Annotated in this window: 13 protein-coding genes; 7 read left to right on the top strand and 6 right to left on the bottom strand. The window is 60.6% G+C overall.

What is annotated here, in order from left to right; all coding sequences use genetic code 11:
- Nucleotides 1-238 precede the first annotated feature (238 nt).
- From AOZ07_RS04530 to AOZ07_RS04515, 4 genes are all read left to right on the top strand, one after another.
- The gene (locus tag AOZ07_RS04530; protein WP_060700909.1) at nt 239-1,618 is read left to right on the top strand and encodes a dicarboxylate/amino acid:cation symporter; all 1,380 of its coding nucleotides are present in this window, start codon (nt 239-241) and stop codon (nt 1,616-1,618) included.
- 132 nt (nt 1,619-1,750) lie between these two features.
- Nucleotides 1,751-2,428, top strand: a complete 678-nt coding sequence (locus AOZ07_RS04525) for a TetR/AcrR family transcriptional regulator (RefSeq protein WP_194943797.1) — start codon at nt 1,751-1,753, stop codon at nt 2,426-2,428.
- Nucleotides 2,429-2,432: 4 nt separating this feature from the next.
- Entirely contained in the window at nt 2,433-5,936 is a 3,504-nt protein-coding gene (locus AOZ07_RS04520; RefSeq protein WP_060700907.1) for an MMPL family transporter, read from the top strand.
- Nucleotides 5,933-6,574: a Maf family protein gene (locus AOZ07_RS04515; protein WP_060700906.1), complete on the top strand. Its 642-nt coding sequence runs from the start codon at nt 5,933-5,935 to the stop codon at nt 6,572-6,574. The genes AOZ07_RS04520 and AOZ07_RS04515 overlap by 4 nt, the downstream gene beginning before the upstream one ends.
- Before the next feature lie 30 nt (nt 6,575-6,604).
- On the opposite strand, the gene AOZ07_RS04510 is transcribed toward AOZ07_RS04515, so the two are convergent.
- Nucleotides 6,605-6,808, bottom strand: a complete 204-nt coding sequence (locus AOZ07_RS04510; protein ID WP_060700905.1) for a hypothetical protein — start codon at nt 6,806-6,808, stop codon at nt 6,605-6,607.
- A gap of 25 nt (nt 6,809-6,833) precedes the next feature.
- Here AOZ07_RS04510 and AOZ07_RS04505 point away from each other — a divergent pair, with 25 nt between their 5' ends.
- Nucleotides 6,834-7,352 carry a CGNR zinc finger domain-containing protein gene (locus AOZ07_RS04505; protein ID WP_060700904.1) on the top strand — a complete coding sequence of 173 codons (519 nt, stop codon included), beginning with the start codon at nt 6,834-6,836 and terminating at the stop codon, nt 7,350-7,352.
- Nucleotides 7,353-7,355: 3 nt separating this feature from the next.
- Here the strand turns inward: AOZ07_RS04505 and AOZ07_RS04500 are convergent, their stop codons facing one another.
- Nucleotides 7,356-7,781 carry a hypothetical protein gene (locus tag AOZ07_RS04500; protein ID WP_194943796.1) on the bottom strand — a complete coding sequence of 142 codons (426 nt, stop codon included), beginning with the start codon at nt 7,779-7,781 and terminating at the stop codon, nt 7,356-7,358.
- A 215-nt stretch (nt 7,782-7,996) separates the two neighbouring features.
- Between AOZ07_RS04500 and AOZ07_RS04495 the strand changes: the two genes are divergently transcribed.
- Entirely contained in the window at nt 7,997-9,778 is a 1,782-nt protein-coding gene (locus AOZ07_RS04495; RefSeq protein ID WP_060703300.1) for an acetyl/propionyl/methylcrotonyl-CoA carboxylase subunit alpha, read from the top strand.
- A gap of 86 nt (nt 9,779-9,864) precedes the next feature.
- Here AOZ07_RS04495 and AOZ07_RS04490 read toward each other — a convergent pair whose 3' ends face one another.
- From AOZ07_RS04490 to AOZ07_RS04475, 4 genes are all read right to left on the bottom strand, one after another.
- The gene (locus AOZ07_RS04490) at nt 9,865-10,320 is read right to left on the bottom strand and encodes a DUF6176 family protein (protein ID WP_236995265.1); all 456 of its coding nucleotides are present in this window, start codon (nt 10,318-10,320) and stop codon (nt 9,865-9,867) included.
- Between the two features lie 42 nt (nt 10,321-10,362).
- Nucleotides 10,363-11,103 (bottom strand): SDR family oxidoreductase, encoded by a 741-nt coding sequence (locus AOZ07_RS04485; RefSeq protein WP_060700902.1) that lies wholly within the window; start codon nt 11,101-11,103, stop codon nt 10,363-10,365.
- A gap of 130 nt (nt 11,104-11,233) precedes the next feature.
- Nucleotides 11,234-12,622 carry an MFS transporter gene (locus AOZ07_RS04480; RefSeq protein ID WP_060700901.1) on the bottom strand — a complete coding sequence of 463 codons (1,389 nt, stop codon included), beginning with the start codon at nt 12,620-12,622 and terminating at the stop codon, nt 11,234-11,236.
- Between the two features lie 332 nt (nt 12,623-12,954).
- The gene (locus AOZ07_RS04475; RefSeq protein WP_060700900.1) at nt 12,955-14,367 is read right to left on the bottom strand and encodes an NAD(P)H-quinone dehydrogenase; all 1,413 of its coding nucleotides are present in this window, start codon (nt 14,365-14,367) and stop codon (nt 12,955-12,957) included.
- Between the two features lie 123 nt (nt 14,368-14,490).
- On the opposite strand from AOZ07_RS04475, the gene AOZ07_RS04470 reads away from it, so the two are divergent.
- On the top strand, nt 14,491-15,291 hold the full coding sequence (locus AOZ07_RS04470) for a purine-nucleoside phosphorylase (protein ID WP_060700899.1): 801 nt from the start codon (nt 14,491-14,493) through the stop codon (nt 15,289-15,291).
- Nucleotides 15,292-15,311 lie beyond the last annotated feature (20 nt).

Here is a 15,311-nt window from a genome sequence, read left to right as displayed (position 1 = left end):
AAGCCATATGCCATATGTTGCACCCGGGAATCCACTTGAAGCGCAGGAGCGCATCTTGGCGCTGCTCACCAGCGCGTTTTTTGTTGGCGACCGGACATGACGATTCTTTGCGGAATATCACTGAAATCCACCGCTGCCGCGCGGCAATTCGGTGGGCAAAAACACATTCGGGCCAGATTTGTCATTTTGCGTAACATCGACTGCGCTCGGCGTTGAAACCCCGCCTAGCCTTGAAAGCATGTCAAACGCCGCACCTTCATCTAAACTTCCCCGTTGGATGACCAGCTTCGGGCCGCAAATCATTGCCGCGCTGATTGCAGGTCTCATCCTGGGACTCGTAGCCAAGTACACCGGCAGCACCGCCGAAGAACCCAATGGCTTGGGCCGCGCCCTGTCGATTATCGGATCCAGCTACGTTTCACTGCTGCGCACTGCTGTCATCCCGCTGATTTTCTTTGCGGTAGTTGCTTCCATTGCCAACCTTTCGAAGGTCACCAATGCAGCCCGGCTGGCCTGGCAGACCCTCCTGTGGTTCGGCATTACCGCGCTGATCTCGGTAACCATTGGCATGATTCTGGGTGTTGCCTTCCAGCCCGGAGCAAATACCGGGCAGGAGGCTCCAGCGGAATATGCAGGCAAGACCGGCGATTGGCTCGGATTCTTGACCGGCCTGGTTCCTTCGAATTTCCTTGGCCTCGGTGCCAGCACTTCACTTGACGACGGAGCAGCCACGACCTCGGTCAGCTTCAACGTATTGCAGATCCTCGTGGTCGCAATCGCTGTTGGCGTTGCAGCCCTGAAGGTCGGCAAGGCCGCCGAACCGTTCCTGGCATTCTCTGCCTCGGCCCTGGCAATTATCCAGAAGGTCCTTTGGTGGATCATCCGTGTTGCCCCTATCGGCACAGTTGGCCTGATCGGCAACGCAGTGGCCACCTACGGCTGGGACACCATCGGCGCGCTGGGCAAGTTCACGGTGGCCATCTACGTTGGGCTGGCACTGGTCCTCTTTGCCTTGTACCCGGTCCTGGTACGCAGCCACGGCCTGTCGGTCAAGCAGTACTTCTCCGGTGTTTGGCCAGCTGTTCAGCTGGGCTTCGTTTCCCGCTCCTCCATCGGCACCCTGCCGCTCACCCAGCGAGTGACCGAACGAAACCTGGGTGTTCCTTCGGGATACGCTTCGTTTGCCGTTCCGCTGGGAGCCACCACGAAGATGGATGGCTGCGCGGCAATCTACCCAGCGGTTTCCGCAGTATTTGTCGCCCAGTTCTTCAACATTGATCTGAGCATCACCGACTACGTCTTGATCGCTATCGTTTCGGTGCTCGGCTCCGCAGCCACCGCCGGCACCACCGGTGCTGTCGTCATGCTGACGCTGACGCTCTCCACCCTGGGCCTGCCGCTTGCCGGTGTTGGCCTACTGATGGCCGTTGACCCGATCATCGACATGGGTCGCACCGCGGTGAACGTTGCCGGACAGGCGCTGGTTCCGACCATTGTGGCCAAGCGCGAAGGCATTTTGGATCTGGACATGTACAACGCCCCTCGCAACGGCAACCCATTTGCCGACGAGTCAGCGCTGGCAGAAGATTCAATCGCGGAACCTGCCACCGCCCAGTAGCCTTGACTCAAGGCCAGCAGGCGTCCGAGCTCCTTGGCTCGGGCGCCTGCTTATTTTAACTGAACCAGCGAATCCCGGCGGCAAGAGAACAGCAACTTGCACAGCGTGCAAGTTTGCACGTAGTGTAAGCATGTGACTTCTCTCAGCACCGGTACCCGCCGAGAACAAAATAAACGGGCGACAAAACAGGCGATCGTCGACGCCGTTGCACAGCTTTTGCGCCAAGGCACCGATTCCGCGCTGACCGCTCATCAAATCTCCGACGCCGCGGGGATTTCACGGCGCACCCTGTTCAACTACTTCCCCACTGTGGATGCCATCTATTCCTATCCCCTGCATCAGGTGCTCGACTCCATGGTGGAGTCCATGGGCATGGCTTCCAATTCAATTCCGCTGCTTGAGTCAATCATCCAAGCCCTGAAATCAGATGAAGTTACACAGCAGCTAGGCCAGGTGGCGCACTTTGGCGCATACGTCATTGGGAATGAAGCCAATGGCTGCATCACAGCGAATGTGAACGAGTGGCAGCAAGCCACCATGGACGTTCTTGAGAAGCTTGGGCACAGATATCCCCAAGCCGACAGCTTCTCCATCCGGGTTCTCACCCATGCGCTTCTGGGAGCCGGCCAAGCCGCCTTTGATGAATGGATGGAACACATCCCAGCCAATCAAAACCAGAGCATGGACATCTCCCCAGAACTGCTTGCCACCTTCCATACGCTGGTCACAAAGGCCATGCACACCCTGGAACTAGGCTTCAACCATTTCCCGCTGACCAACACCTGCACTAGCACCTCGAAGGACATCTAAGCTCATGGCATCAATCCTTTACCGCCTGGCGCGATGGGCGCACCGCCACCGTTTGCGCGTCATTTCGATGTGGCTCGCGGCATTCATCTTCATTGGCGTTTGCGCCAGCTTGTTCATGGGACAGCTTTCAAATACGTTCACGCTGCCTGGCACGGAAACCCAGCGCACGCTGGACCGAATGAAGGAAGAACTCCCGGATCTGGCCGGTGGTTCAGGGTCGATCGTCTTCCGCGAGAGCACCGACAAGGCACTGAGCGAAGGACAGCAGAAGTCCATCGCCGAAGCCCTGGAACAGCTTTCCCTGCATCCGCAGGTTGTCGATGCAATGAGCCCGTTCGACCTGCAAAAGCAGCTCGACAAGGCGCAACCAGAAATCGACAAGAATGAGAAGAAACTGGTTGATGGCCAGAAGAAACTCGATGATGCCAAAAAGCAGATTGCTGACGGCAAGGTCCAGCTCGAAGACGGCCGCAAGGACCTGACCAACGGATGGGCCCAGTACTTTGACGGCGAGAAGAAGATCAAGGATGCCGAGCCGCAGATTGCAGCTGGCGAAAAGAAGCTGGCTGACAGCGGCGCACAGCTGGACGCCGGCCAAAAGAAGCTTGACTCGGGTGCCTCGCAGCTGGCTGCCGGCGAAGCCAAGTACAACGATGGCCTTGCCCAGTACAAGTCAGGCAAGAAGGCCTACGACTCGGGCCAGGCCCAATACAACGCCGGCGAGCAAAAGCTTGATGCTGCGCAAAAGGAAATCACCAGCGGAGAGCAAGAATACAAGTCCGGCATGCAGCAACTGCTTGGCGGCGCATCCCGCTCGGAATTCGAGTCCTCGCTTGCCACGGGCAAGACCAAGGCAACGACCGGCCTGAAAGAAGCAGAGGACGGCATGGCCCAGGCCAAGGCCGGGATCGCCAAGGCCGAATCCGCCATTGCCGCGCTGGGCCCGCGGATCCAGTCCACCGAACAGGCCCTTGAACAAGCCAAAGCCGACGGCAATGAACAAGCCGTAGCTGAATACACCGAAACCCTGAACCAGCTCAAGACCAGTCTGGCCGAGGCAGAAAAGGGCAAGGCCGCCGCCGAAGCTGGACTTTCAAAAGCCCAGGCCGGCAAGGACCAGGCCACGGCCGCGTTGGCGAAGATCGCCCAGGGCGAGGCCGGGTTGAAGCAGCTGGATGCTGCGCGCAAGAAGCTCGATGATGGCCAGGCCCAGGTAGATTCCGGCCGCAAGGAGCTGAAGGCCAACAGCAGCAAGCTCAGCGCGGCTAAAACGCAGCTCGCCGGCGCCAAGAAACAGCTGGACCAGGCGAAGTCGGAGATTGATGCCAACAAGGCCAAGCTGGCACAAGGCCAAGCCGAACTGGATGCCGGGCGAGCACAGCTGAATGCCGGGCAGAAGGAATTCGATCAGAAGAAGGCCGAATTCCTCAAGGGCAAGGCCGACTTGGCCAAGGCCAAGGAGAAGCTCGAAGCCGGCGAAAAAACCATCAAGGAAAAGACCGCCGAGCTGGAACAGGCCGAAAAGGACGTTGAAAAGGGCCAGAAGGACCTGGAAGCCGCCCATGCCGAGTTGCAGTTTGCTGCGCGCCAGGTAGGCGCCAACTCCGACATGCGTTTTGTCTCCGAAGATCAGAGCACCGCTGTCTCGCAAGTGAGTTTCAAGATTCAAACCGATGCGTTGACGCCCGCTGACCGCGAACAGATCAAGGCCATTGCCGCCGGCCCGCAAGCCAATGGTGTCGAAGTCCTCTTCTCCAAAGAGATCATGCAAGACATGTCCCAGGTCTTTGGCTCATCGGAAATCATTGGCGTGGTGATCGCCGCCATCGTCCTGGTGGTCATGCTCGGCACATTGATTGCCGCCGGCTTGCCGCTGCTCTTGGCCCTGCTGGGCGTGGGAGCCGGCGTGGGCACAACCATGGCCTTCTCATCGCTGATCGACATGGCCTCGATTACCCCGGCCCTGGCGCTGATGCTTGGCCTTGCCGTGGGTATCGACTATGCGTTGTTCATCATCCACCGGCACCGCACCCAGTTGCTGGCCGGAATGGACGTGGGCGAATCGATCGCACGCTCCGTGGGCACCAGCGGCAACGCGGTGGTCTTTGCCGGCTTGACCGTGATCATCGCCTTGGCTGCGCTGGCTGTGCCGGGCCTTCCATTCTTGACCGTGCTGGGCCTCTCGGCAGCCTTCACCGTCTTCTGCTCGGTGCTGTTGAACATCACCCTGCTGCCGGCCTTGTTGTCGCTGGCCGGCACCCGGCTGGTCTCCAAGCGCGCCCGCCGCAAGGCTGCAGCATTGGCGGAGAACCCGGTCATCAAGGAACCATTCTCGGCCCGCTGGGTGCGCATGGTGACCAAGGTGGCCGTACCGGTGACCCTGCTGGTGGTCATTGTTCTTGGAGCCATTGCGCTCCCCGCGACCCAGATGCGTACCGCCCTGCCTGATGGCAGCGCGGAACCTGCGGACTCGCAGGCTTTCCAGGCCTTCGAACAGACCAGCGACAAGTTCGGCGCCGGCTACAACGGGCCGTTGCTGGTCCTGGCTGATCTGCCCGAGACCCTGACCAAGCGCCAAGCTGAGTCCAAGGCGCTGGATGTCGCCGACAAGCTTCGCGGCTATGACGGCGTGGTTGCCGCAATCCCGGTCGCCTTGACTGACAACCACCGGCTCTCAGCAATCCAGGTCATCCCGACCGATGGCCCATCTTCGGAACAGACCGAAGCCCTGGTTCACCAATTGCGTGAAGATTACTCGGAGTTCTCCGAGGCCACCGGAGCAGATATCGCGGTAACCGGCCAGGTTGCTGCCCAGATTGACGTCTCCGAGAAGGTTACGGCCGCGCTGGTGCCCTACCTGAGCATTGTGGTTGGCCTGTCGCTGATCCTGCTGTTGCTGGTCTTCCGCTCGATCGTCGTTCCCTTGCTGGCCACAGGCGGCTTCCTGTTGTCCCTGGCAGCAGCCTTCGGCGCCAGCGTCATGGTTTACCAGTTCGGCTGGTTCTCCGGCTTCTTCGACGTCAATGTTCCCGGACCGCTGCTCAGCTTCCTGCCGATCCTGCTCACCGGCATCCTCTTCGGCCTGGCCATGGACTACCAGGTATTCCTCGTGTCGGCGATGCGCGAACGCTACGCGCATGGCGAGCCAGCGAAGGATGCGGTGCGCTCCGGATTCTCCATGGCGGCCCCGGTGGTCACCGCGGCGGCGTTGATCATGATTTCGGTCTTTGCCGGATTCGTCTTCTCGCACCTGGCCATGATCCGGCCGCTGGGCTTCGCGTTGGCCTTCGGCGTGCTCTTCGATGCGTTCATCATCCGCATGACGCTGATCCCGGCAGTGATGCATCTGCTGGGAGACAAGGCCTGGTACCTGCCGAAATGGCTGGATAGGATTCTTCCAGACGTTGATGTGGAAGGATCGAAGTTGAATGAGCTGCTTGATTCCGAGGAATCAGCCTCTGACGATGACTACGACCAGGATTACACCAAGGAGAACGCCACCGTATGAGCACGCAGACCCGGACTCCCGCCCGGCTAGTACTGGCCTCCGCCTCGTGGGGACGCAAAAAAGTGCTCACCGACGCGGGCCTGCAATTCTCCACCCAGGTTTCGGCGGTGGATGAGGATGCAGTGCTGGCCACGGCCGTTGCCCGGCACGGCCAGCAGTCCCCTGCGCAGACAGCTCAGCTGCTGGCCCGAGCCAAGGCTGAAGATGTCGCCCACGCCGGGCATCCTGCCGGGACGATGGTGCTCGGTTGCGATTCGGTCTTCGAACTCGACGGCGTCGCCTACGGCAAACCTCATACCGAGCAGGTGGCCCGCGAACGCTGGCAGCAATTGAGCGGCTCGACCGGCGTGCTGCATTCGGGACATTGGCTGATTGACACGGCCAATCCGGAACAGGCCCGAGGCCAGGTCTCCTCCACCGTGGTTCACTTCTCCACCGTCAGCGATGCCGAGATCGAGGCCTACGTTGCCAGCGGGGAGCCGCTGCCCTGCGCTGGGGCATTTACCATCGATGGCCTGGCTGCCGCCTTCATCGAGTCCATTGAAGGCAACTTCCAGAACGTCGTGGGCCTGGACGTTTTTGTTCTTCGCAGCCTGCTGGACCACGCCGGAGTCAGCATCGTGGACCTCTGGAAATAGCCGCTGGAAGCGCGCCTGGGAACTATGTTCCTAGGCGCGTACTTCTTTGCTGGACAAAGTTGCCTCGTGGCTGAAGCCAAGCTGGCGCATCTGGTGGGTTTTGCACTGCCGGCACTGCAGATAGTGGACGATTCCGGTCGAGGTGTTGTGGCTTGATTCGATTTCCCAGCTGTGTTCATGTTCGCCGGATGAAACCGTCTGCCCGGTCATGGAAATGCATTCTGTGGTGGTCATGAAATCAGCATGATGTAATGTCCTTATGCAACTCAACCCTTACGGAGAATATGCGGTGCTCCTCGCTGCATCCTTGGCCAATAATTGGCCTGGCGATCGCGATGAGATTGAGCAACGCACCAGGGACGTGGGCATGACCATGCCTTTTCCCGAACGGCGTAATGACCATGGCGAAACCCGAGAGGTGATCGATGACTGGCTGCGCATCGTGGACGCGTCAACGGACGAGCAGCGTGCCGAACTGCTGAACCGGCAAATGGCCCGCGCCTCGGCATACCCGCGCATGGTGGATCACGACGGCGAAGGCTGGCATCTGCATTATCGCGATGACGGGCAGAGCCTGCCGCAGGTTCTGCGATCGGTCATCGCCGTGGGCACGGCCTTGCATCTGACCACCCGCGGCATGCAGCGGCTGCGTCGATGCGAGGCGGAACCCTGCACCCAAGTAGTGGTGGACGTGACTCGCAACGGCCGCCAGCGCTACTGCTCGGTGCGTTGCGCCAACAGGGCCGCGGTGCGGCGGCATCGAAATCGGCAGCTCTAGCTTCTAGAAAACCATGATGTTTTCGTGGATGCGCATCCAGCCTGCCTGTTCCAGTTCTGCGGTATCCGCACCCGAGTGCACCAGCATCATATTGGTATTCGGCGTGCTCACCTCAACGATGACATCGGAGCCACCGGTTGCACCGCAACCGCCGATGCTCCCCTGGCTGGAATCCTCCTCGAACTTATACAGGCAAGCGGTCAACTGATCGGCCGAAACCACGGCAAAGTACTCGGCACTGCCTTGGGAGAAAAGCAGCCTCACCGACCCGGCATCCAGGCCTTCCAGCTGCTCATCAGCACCAGGCCAGTGATCGGCTTCGCCGGCCGGCCTATCCACGGCAGGAATGCCCAAGGTCTGGGAACAAGCGGTGATCGGCAGCAAACCGCCGAAGATCAGCGGTACGGCCATGAGCATTCGACGTTTCACGTGCAAGTCCTTTACTGGAGGCTTGCTCCCACCCTAATCCAGGGGATGCTTTCGCGCGAGAGCCGGCAGCCGTGGAAGATCGACGCAGATATTTTGTAGGATTCCTCCAAACTTTTCGAGCAAACACCCGGGTTTGACCGCTTAACTACATATAGTTCCCACAAAAACGATAGGCTCCTAGGTGAGAAACCCTATTTTTGAAGACAAGGTTCATGATGAATCCATTGACGAAGGTGCTAATCGCCAACCGCGGCGAGATTGCAGTGCGCATTATCCGTGCCGCACGCGATGAAGGAATCGAGTCCGTAGCGGTCTACGCTGACTCCGACCGCGATGCACTGCATGTGCGTTTGGCTGACGAAGCCTACGCGCTGGGAGGCACCACCGCCGCCGAGTCGTACCTTCGCATTGAGAAAATCCTGGATGCCGCAGAACGCTCCGGCGCAGACGCCATCCACCCGGGCTACGGCTTCCTCTCGGAAAACGCCGAATTCGCCCAGGCCGTGATCGACGCTGGCCTGACCTGGATCGGCCCTTCGCCGCAGTCCATCGACCAGCTGGGCGACAAGGTCAAAGCCCGCCATATTGCCGAAAAGGTTGGCGCTCCCCTGGTCCCTGGAACCAAGGATCCGGTGGCCTCGGCGGAAGAGGTCTACACCTTCGCCGACGAGCATGGCCTGCCACTGGCCATCAAGGCCGCCTACGGTGGCGGCGGGCGCGGCATCAAGGTCGTTCGCAACCGCGAAGAAATCGGCGAGCTCTATGACTCGGCAGTTCGCGAAGCAGTGGCCGCCTTTGGCCGCGGCGAATGCTTCATCGAACGCTTCCTGGATGCACCACGCCACGTGGAAACCCAGTGCCTGGCGGACGCACACGGCAATGTCGTGGTCGTCTCCACGCGCGACTGCTCGCTGCAGCGCCGCAACCAGAAGCTGGTTGAAGAAGCACCAGCGCCATTCTTGAGCGAAGAGCAGATCACCCGCCTCTACGAGGCCTCCAAGGCGATCCTGCGTGAAGCCAAGTACACCGGCGCCGGCACCTGCGAGTTCCTGGTGGGCCAGGACGGCGTGATTTCCTTCCTTGAGGTCAACACCCGCCTGCAGGTGGAGCACCCGGTGTCCGAGGAAGTCACCGGGCTGGATCTGGTCCGCGAGCAGTTCCGCATCGCCCGTGGCGAAGAACTCGGCTACACCGATCCAGAAGTTCGTGGCCACTCCTTCGAATTCCGCATCAACGGCGAGGATGCCGGTCGCAACTTCATGCCAACCCCGGGCACCATCACCAAGATGAACCTGCCTTCCGGTCCAGGCGTTCGAGTTGACTCCGGGATCGAGCAGGGCGAGAGCGTCTCGGGGAACTTCGACTCGATGATCTCCAAGCTGATCGTTACTGGCGGCACCCGCGAGGTCGCTGCCGCGCGTGCGCGCCGCGCGCTGGAAGAATTCCAGATCGAAGGCATGGCCACCGTTCTGCCATTCCACCGGGCCGTGATGAGCGACCCGGCTTTTGTTCCTGCAAAGGGCCCCTTCAAGGTCCACACTCGCTGGATCGAAACCGAATTCAACACCGCCATTGAACCTCACCCCATGCCAGGGGCAGAGGCTGAGGCCGAGGACAACGAGCGCACCAGCGTCACCGTTGAGGTGGATGGCAAGCGCTTGGAAGTGACCCTGCCCTCGTCCCTGGGCTCGTTGTCCTCCAATGGCGCGGAACGCGCTGCGGGCAAGAAGAAGCGCAAATCCAGCCGCAAGGCTGCTGCAGGCTCCAGCGCCAACAGCGCCGAGCTGCGCTCGCCAATGCAGGGCACCATCGTCAAGGTGGCCGTGGAAAACGGCACCGAAGTTGCCCAGGGCGACCTGATTGTCGTGCTGGAGGCCATGAAGATGGAACAGCCAATCACGGCCCACCGCGATGGCGTGGTCAACGGATTGGCAGTAGCTGCTGGCGAGACCCTGTCCTCGGGCGCTGTGATCGCCACGATCGACGACGCCAGCTAGAGGCCTTCACTACAAGCTGCGGGTTGCTCCCAGTGCATTTGCACGGGGAGCAACCCGCAGCTTTTTTGTGCACTACGGCGCGCCGCTTATTCGGCGGTTGTTCCGTGCCGGGCCCAATGCTCCATGGACGTTCTCAGATGGTCCGGCATGAGCAAGAATTTTGGCTCAAGTTCTTCCCACCCAGCCATCTTTGCTTGCCTCGCATAGCCCTGGTGGACGGCATCAATTTCCTGTTGTTCATTCAGTCCGCCGCCGTCCTCCCCCACCAGGCTCAAATGATAGATCCACACGGAGCCATCGGCCTCGACATGGCGGAACGTGGCCTCGAACGCTGCACGCTGCCCGGACAAGGTGGCCTCGCGCTCCTCATAGCGCTCATTCAGGGTATTCATCCATGCTTGGAACGTCTGGTTCTGTCCGTCGAGAATCCGCGAGCGGCTCAACTCCAAGCGCATTCCCGGCGGCACCGAGGAAGGCATGGAAAATCCCGGGAAGTCTCGCGGCGTCGGGGCCAACTCGATGCCGGGCTGGTCCTCTTCCATGGCCTGGACCTTTCTGCTCCTGGGATTTTCCGACCGTGAAAGCTACTGGCGAGCAAGCCAATGAGTGAAAGTTTCTTGCCCGAGACGAGCGGAGCTATCTGGAAGGATTCCGCCATTGCGCATCGCCTTGCCCATGGCTCCGGGAATCGGAACTTCAATGATCTTCGAGTTTTTCCCCTGGTGTTTCAGATACTGGGCAAAAAGCTCTGGCATTTCTTCTTTCTTCGGACCGGCAAGGTCCTGTACCACTCCCTGGGCCGGCGCGAGGGCCAGTTCAATCAGGGCGGCCGCAACTTCGGCTCCTGCGATCGGCTGCAGGCTCATTTTCGGGGCCATCTGCACCGGCCCTGCGCCGAGCCGGTCGATATTCTGTCCCACGAATTCGTGGAATTGGGTGGCGCGCAAGATCGTGTAGCCTCCTTCGAGGATCTGCAGCATGCGCTCCTGCGCCGCCTTGCCGGCATAGTATCCAGAGTCGATCTTGGCAGCGCCCACGATTGAGAGCGCCACGTGGTTTTGCACGCCGGCCTCGCGCCCGACCCGGATGAGGTTCGCGGTGGACTGCGTGAAATAGCGCATTGATGCAGAAGCGCTCGTGGTTGAAGAGCCAGAGACGTCAATGACCGCCTCGCAGTCGACCAGCCACTGCTTCACCGAGTGGTAGTTGGTCAAATCGCAGCCTGCTGACCGTGCGAGCACCACCGGCTCGTGGCCCAGGGCGGCGAGCTTCTCCACGACTTGCCGGCCGAGAACTCCGGTTCCTCCTGCAACTGCAATGCGCATGGCTGCTCCCTTTCGAAAGAATTGGCTTACCCGCCCATACTTGCACACTAATTTTTAGATGCAATAGGGCAAGGCCTGGCAGATCATCTGATGATCTGCCAGGCCTTGCCCTAGTCAATGCGCAATCTATTTACTCGATGTACTCTTCCAAGTCGACATCCGAGGTGTCGCGAGTCAGGAACAGTGCGACCAAAGTCAGCGCGGCGCCCAGGGCCAGGTAGAGTCCCACGCCCATGGTGTTGCCGCCTCCGGCCTTCCAAAGGGCCACTGCGACGAAGGAGGCAGGAGCCGCACCGATCACCGAGGACAGGTTGTAGGCCACAGCCGACCCCGTGTAGCGCACGTTCGATGGGAACAGCTCTGGAAGGTAGGCAGCCATCGGGCCGAAGGTCAGTCCCATCAGGGTGAAGCCGATGATCAGACCTGCCATGGCGGCAGCCTGTCCTGGTCCGAAGAACAGGGTCCAGGCCAGGCCGAAGACCAAGATGCCGGCCGAAACCCAGATCAGGAACTTGCGGCGTCCGAATTTCTCGGCCAAGGGACCGGAAACCACGGTGAAGATGCCGAAGAAGACTACGCCGATGATCAGCATGGTCAAGAAGGTCGGGCGTTCAATGCCCAGGCCTGGAACGAATCCGGTAGCGTCGAAGGCCTTGCCCTTGGCCTCCGCGGCGGCGGTGGCCTGCTCGACGCTGGCCGGCTGGGTGCCGTAGGTCAGGGTGAAGGAGGTCATCAGGTAGAACAGCACGTAGGTTGCCAGCATGATGAAGGTACCAGCCAGAGTTGGGCGCCAGTGCTTCTTCATGGTGACCGCGAATGGCGACTTGACGACCTTCTTCTGATCCAGGACCTTCTGGAAGGACGCGGATTCAACCAGTTTCAGGCGGACCCACAGGCCGATGATCACCATCACCGCGGAGAAGAAGAATGGAATGCGCCAGCCCCATGCCTGGAACTGTTCCGGGGTGCTCCAGGTTTGCAGCGCTACGAACATCAGGTTGGCAATGATGAAGCCAATCGGAGCTCCCAGCTGCGGGAAGGTGCCGTAGATGGCCCGCTTGTTCTTCGGGGCGTTCTCGGTGGCCAGCAGCGCGGCTCCGGACCATTCGCCGCCCAGCGCCAGGCCCTGGGCGAAGCGCAGGAGCACCAGAGCCGTCGGAGCCAGCACCGTCCAGCTGCCGGCCGCAGGCGGCAGGAAGCCAATGAGGAAGGTGGCAATACCCATCAGCAGCAGCGATGCAACCAGGGTTCCCTTGCGACCCAGCTTGTCGCCGTAGTGGCCGAAGATAATCGAGCCAAGCGGGCGGGCGACGAAAGCGACACCGAAGATCGCAAACGAGGAGAGGATCGCGTTGATGGCGGTGGCGTTCGGGAAGAACAGCGCCGGGAACACGAGCACCGACGCAGTGGCGTAGGCGTAGAAATCGAAGAATTCGACCGTAGTGCCGATCATGCTGGCAAACAGCACGCGTCCGCGTGAGTTCTCCTTTGGCACCACCGTCTGGTTAGCCTGCGACATTGAGGCTGCTCCTTAGAGTGGAAGTACGAGTGAGTCGTTCATTTACGAATGTCACAATCTTAAACCTCAATGACCAGTATTCGGATATTCATGTCCGCTATTTGGACACCAAAGGCTCCGTTTGCGATCGCCAGCACGCCATTCCCCATCTAACTAGCGGGTATTTAGGCGTTCACATAATGAGACATGGCAAGCTTGAACGGGAACTCAACTTATACCAAATAGCGGGCCAAATGTGAATACCGTCACAATATCCCAGCAATGCGCAGTTAACACAGCAACGGCGGCATCTGGCGTGAAAACGCCGATGCCGCCGTTGCTGAAAGCGGTAATTAGCTGTGACGGTGCAGGCGGCGCGCCGCCTCTGCCAATGAGCCAGACAGCGATGGATACACGGTGAACGTCTCAGCCACATCGTCCACGTGCAGGCCGTTCTGGACCGCGAGAGCCAGGGAGTAGATCAGCTCACTGGCTCGTGGAGCGACTACCACGCCGCCAATAACGGTGCCCGAGCCCTTGCGCGAAACGATCTTCACGAAGCCGTGCTCCACGTTCATCATCTTTGCGCGGGCGTTGGCGTTCAAATCAACCTTGATGATATTCGCCTGGTACTTGCCTTCCGCTACCGCACGCTGGGTCACGCCAACGGTTGCGATTTCAGGAGACGTGAAAACGTTGGACGCCACCAGGTCGAGGTTCAAGGGCTTGACCGAGTCACCAAGCAGGTGGGCTACGGCAATGCGGCCCTGCATCGCGGCCACGGAGGCCAGTGCAAAGACGCCGGTGCAGTCACCGGTGGCGTAGATGTTGGTGGCGGTAGTGCGCGAAACACCATCGACCTTGATATGCCCGGACTCGGTAAGCTGCACGCCAGCTTCTTCCAAGCCGAGATTTGCGGTGTTCGGGATGCCGCCGACCGCTACCAGGCAGTGGCTTCCTTCCAGCACGCGCCCGTCAGCCAGGGTCACGAAAACCTTGTCGCCCTTGCGCTCCACGCCATCTGCGCGAGCCTGGGATACAACGTTGACCCCGTTTTCCTTGAATGCGTCTTCCAGCACGCCAGCCGCGTCGGCATCCTCGCCAGGCAGCACGCGGTCGCGCGAGGAGACCAGGGTGACCTTGGCGCCGAGCAGGTTGTAGGCCGAGGCGAACTCGGCACCGGTAACACCGGAGCCGACAACGATCAGGTGCTCTGGCACCTCGTTCATGTTGTAGATCTGGGTCCAGTTGAAAATGCGTTCGCCGTCAGGCTTGGCAGTGGACAGCTCGCGGGGGTGGGCGCCAACCGCAACCAGGATGGCATCAGCGTCAATGGTCTGCTCCGAGCCATCCGGGTGGGAAACAGCCACGGTGTTCCGGTCGAGCAGGCGGCCTTCGCCGATGACGATGCGAACGCCATTGCGCTCCAGTCCAGTGCGGATATCCGAGGACTGCTCCTTGGCAAGGTCCAGCAGGCGGTGGTTGACGACCGAGAAGTCGGTCACTGCCGAGTCCAGCCCATCAACATGGACGCCAAAGGCCTCGGCCTGCTTCACGCGGCGCACAGCGTCGGCGGTGGCAATCAGGGTCTTGGACGGTACGACATCGGTCAGCACAGCTGAACCGCCCATGCCGGCACGCTCTACCACGGTGACATTTGCGCCCAATTGGGCTGCGCCCATGGCAGCTTCATAGCCGCCTGGTCCGCCACCGAGAATAACTAAACGGGTTGCTTCATTCGTACGATCTGCGCTCACAAATTCCATTGTTCACCATGTCGGTTCAATGCGCACATCGAAAGCCCTTATTTGGACGTGATATTGGTTCTGAAGCACTAGCTTCACCTGACAAAGAGCCCCGCTACCGGTAGCGTATTGCCCGTGACTGATATGCAAAATGACCCACAGGCCCTAGCCGCACAGGCGGCACAGGCAATCGCCGAGCAGACCAACGTTGAAAAACACGATATTGCGCTCGTGCTGGGCTCCGGATGGGGCCAGGCCGCCGAACTGATCGGCGAGACCACCCACACCCTGGATGCCGCCACCATCCCCGGCTTCCACGCCCCGGCCGTACCTGGCCACAAAGGCAGCATTTCCTCGATCCTGACCGCCACCGGCAAGCGCGTGCTGGTCCTCGGCGCGCGGACCCACTACTACGAAGGCCGCGGCGTGCGCGCTGTGGTCCACCCGATCCGCACCGCGGCGGCTACCGGCTGCCAGCAGCTGGTGCTGACCAACGGTTGCGGCGGCTTGAACGAGAACTGGGCTCCGGGCACCCCGGTCATGATCTCGGATCACATCAACCTCACGGCCACTTCCCCATTGGAAGGCGCCACCTTCGTCGACCTGACCGACCTCTACTCCTCGCGCATTCGCGAGATCGCCCGGGAGGTGGACTCGAGCCTTGATGAAGGCGTCTACGCACAGTTCACCGGACCGCATTACGAAACCCCTGCCGAGGTCCAGTACGCCAAGACCATCGGCGCCGACCTGGTTGGCATGTCCACCGCGCTGGAGGCCATTGCCGCACGCCACGCAGGCATGGAGATCTTCGGCATGTCCTTGGTGACCAACCTGGCAGCTGGCATCAGCCCGGTACCGCTGAGCCATGAAGAAGTCATCGAAGCCGGCCAGGCCGCGGGCCCGCGCATTTCCCAGCTGCTCGCACAGATCATCGCCAAGCTCTAAGCGGCACCGCGCAGCACCGG

The sequence above is a fragment of the Glutamicibacter halophytocola genome, from assembly GCF_001302565.1.
Taxonomy (GTDB): Bacteria; Actinomycetota; Actinomycetes; order Actinomycetales; family Micrococcaceae; genus Glutamicibacter; species Glutamicibacter halophytocola.
This window is presented reverse-complemented; position numbering and strand designations above follow the sequence as displayed.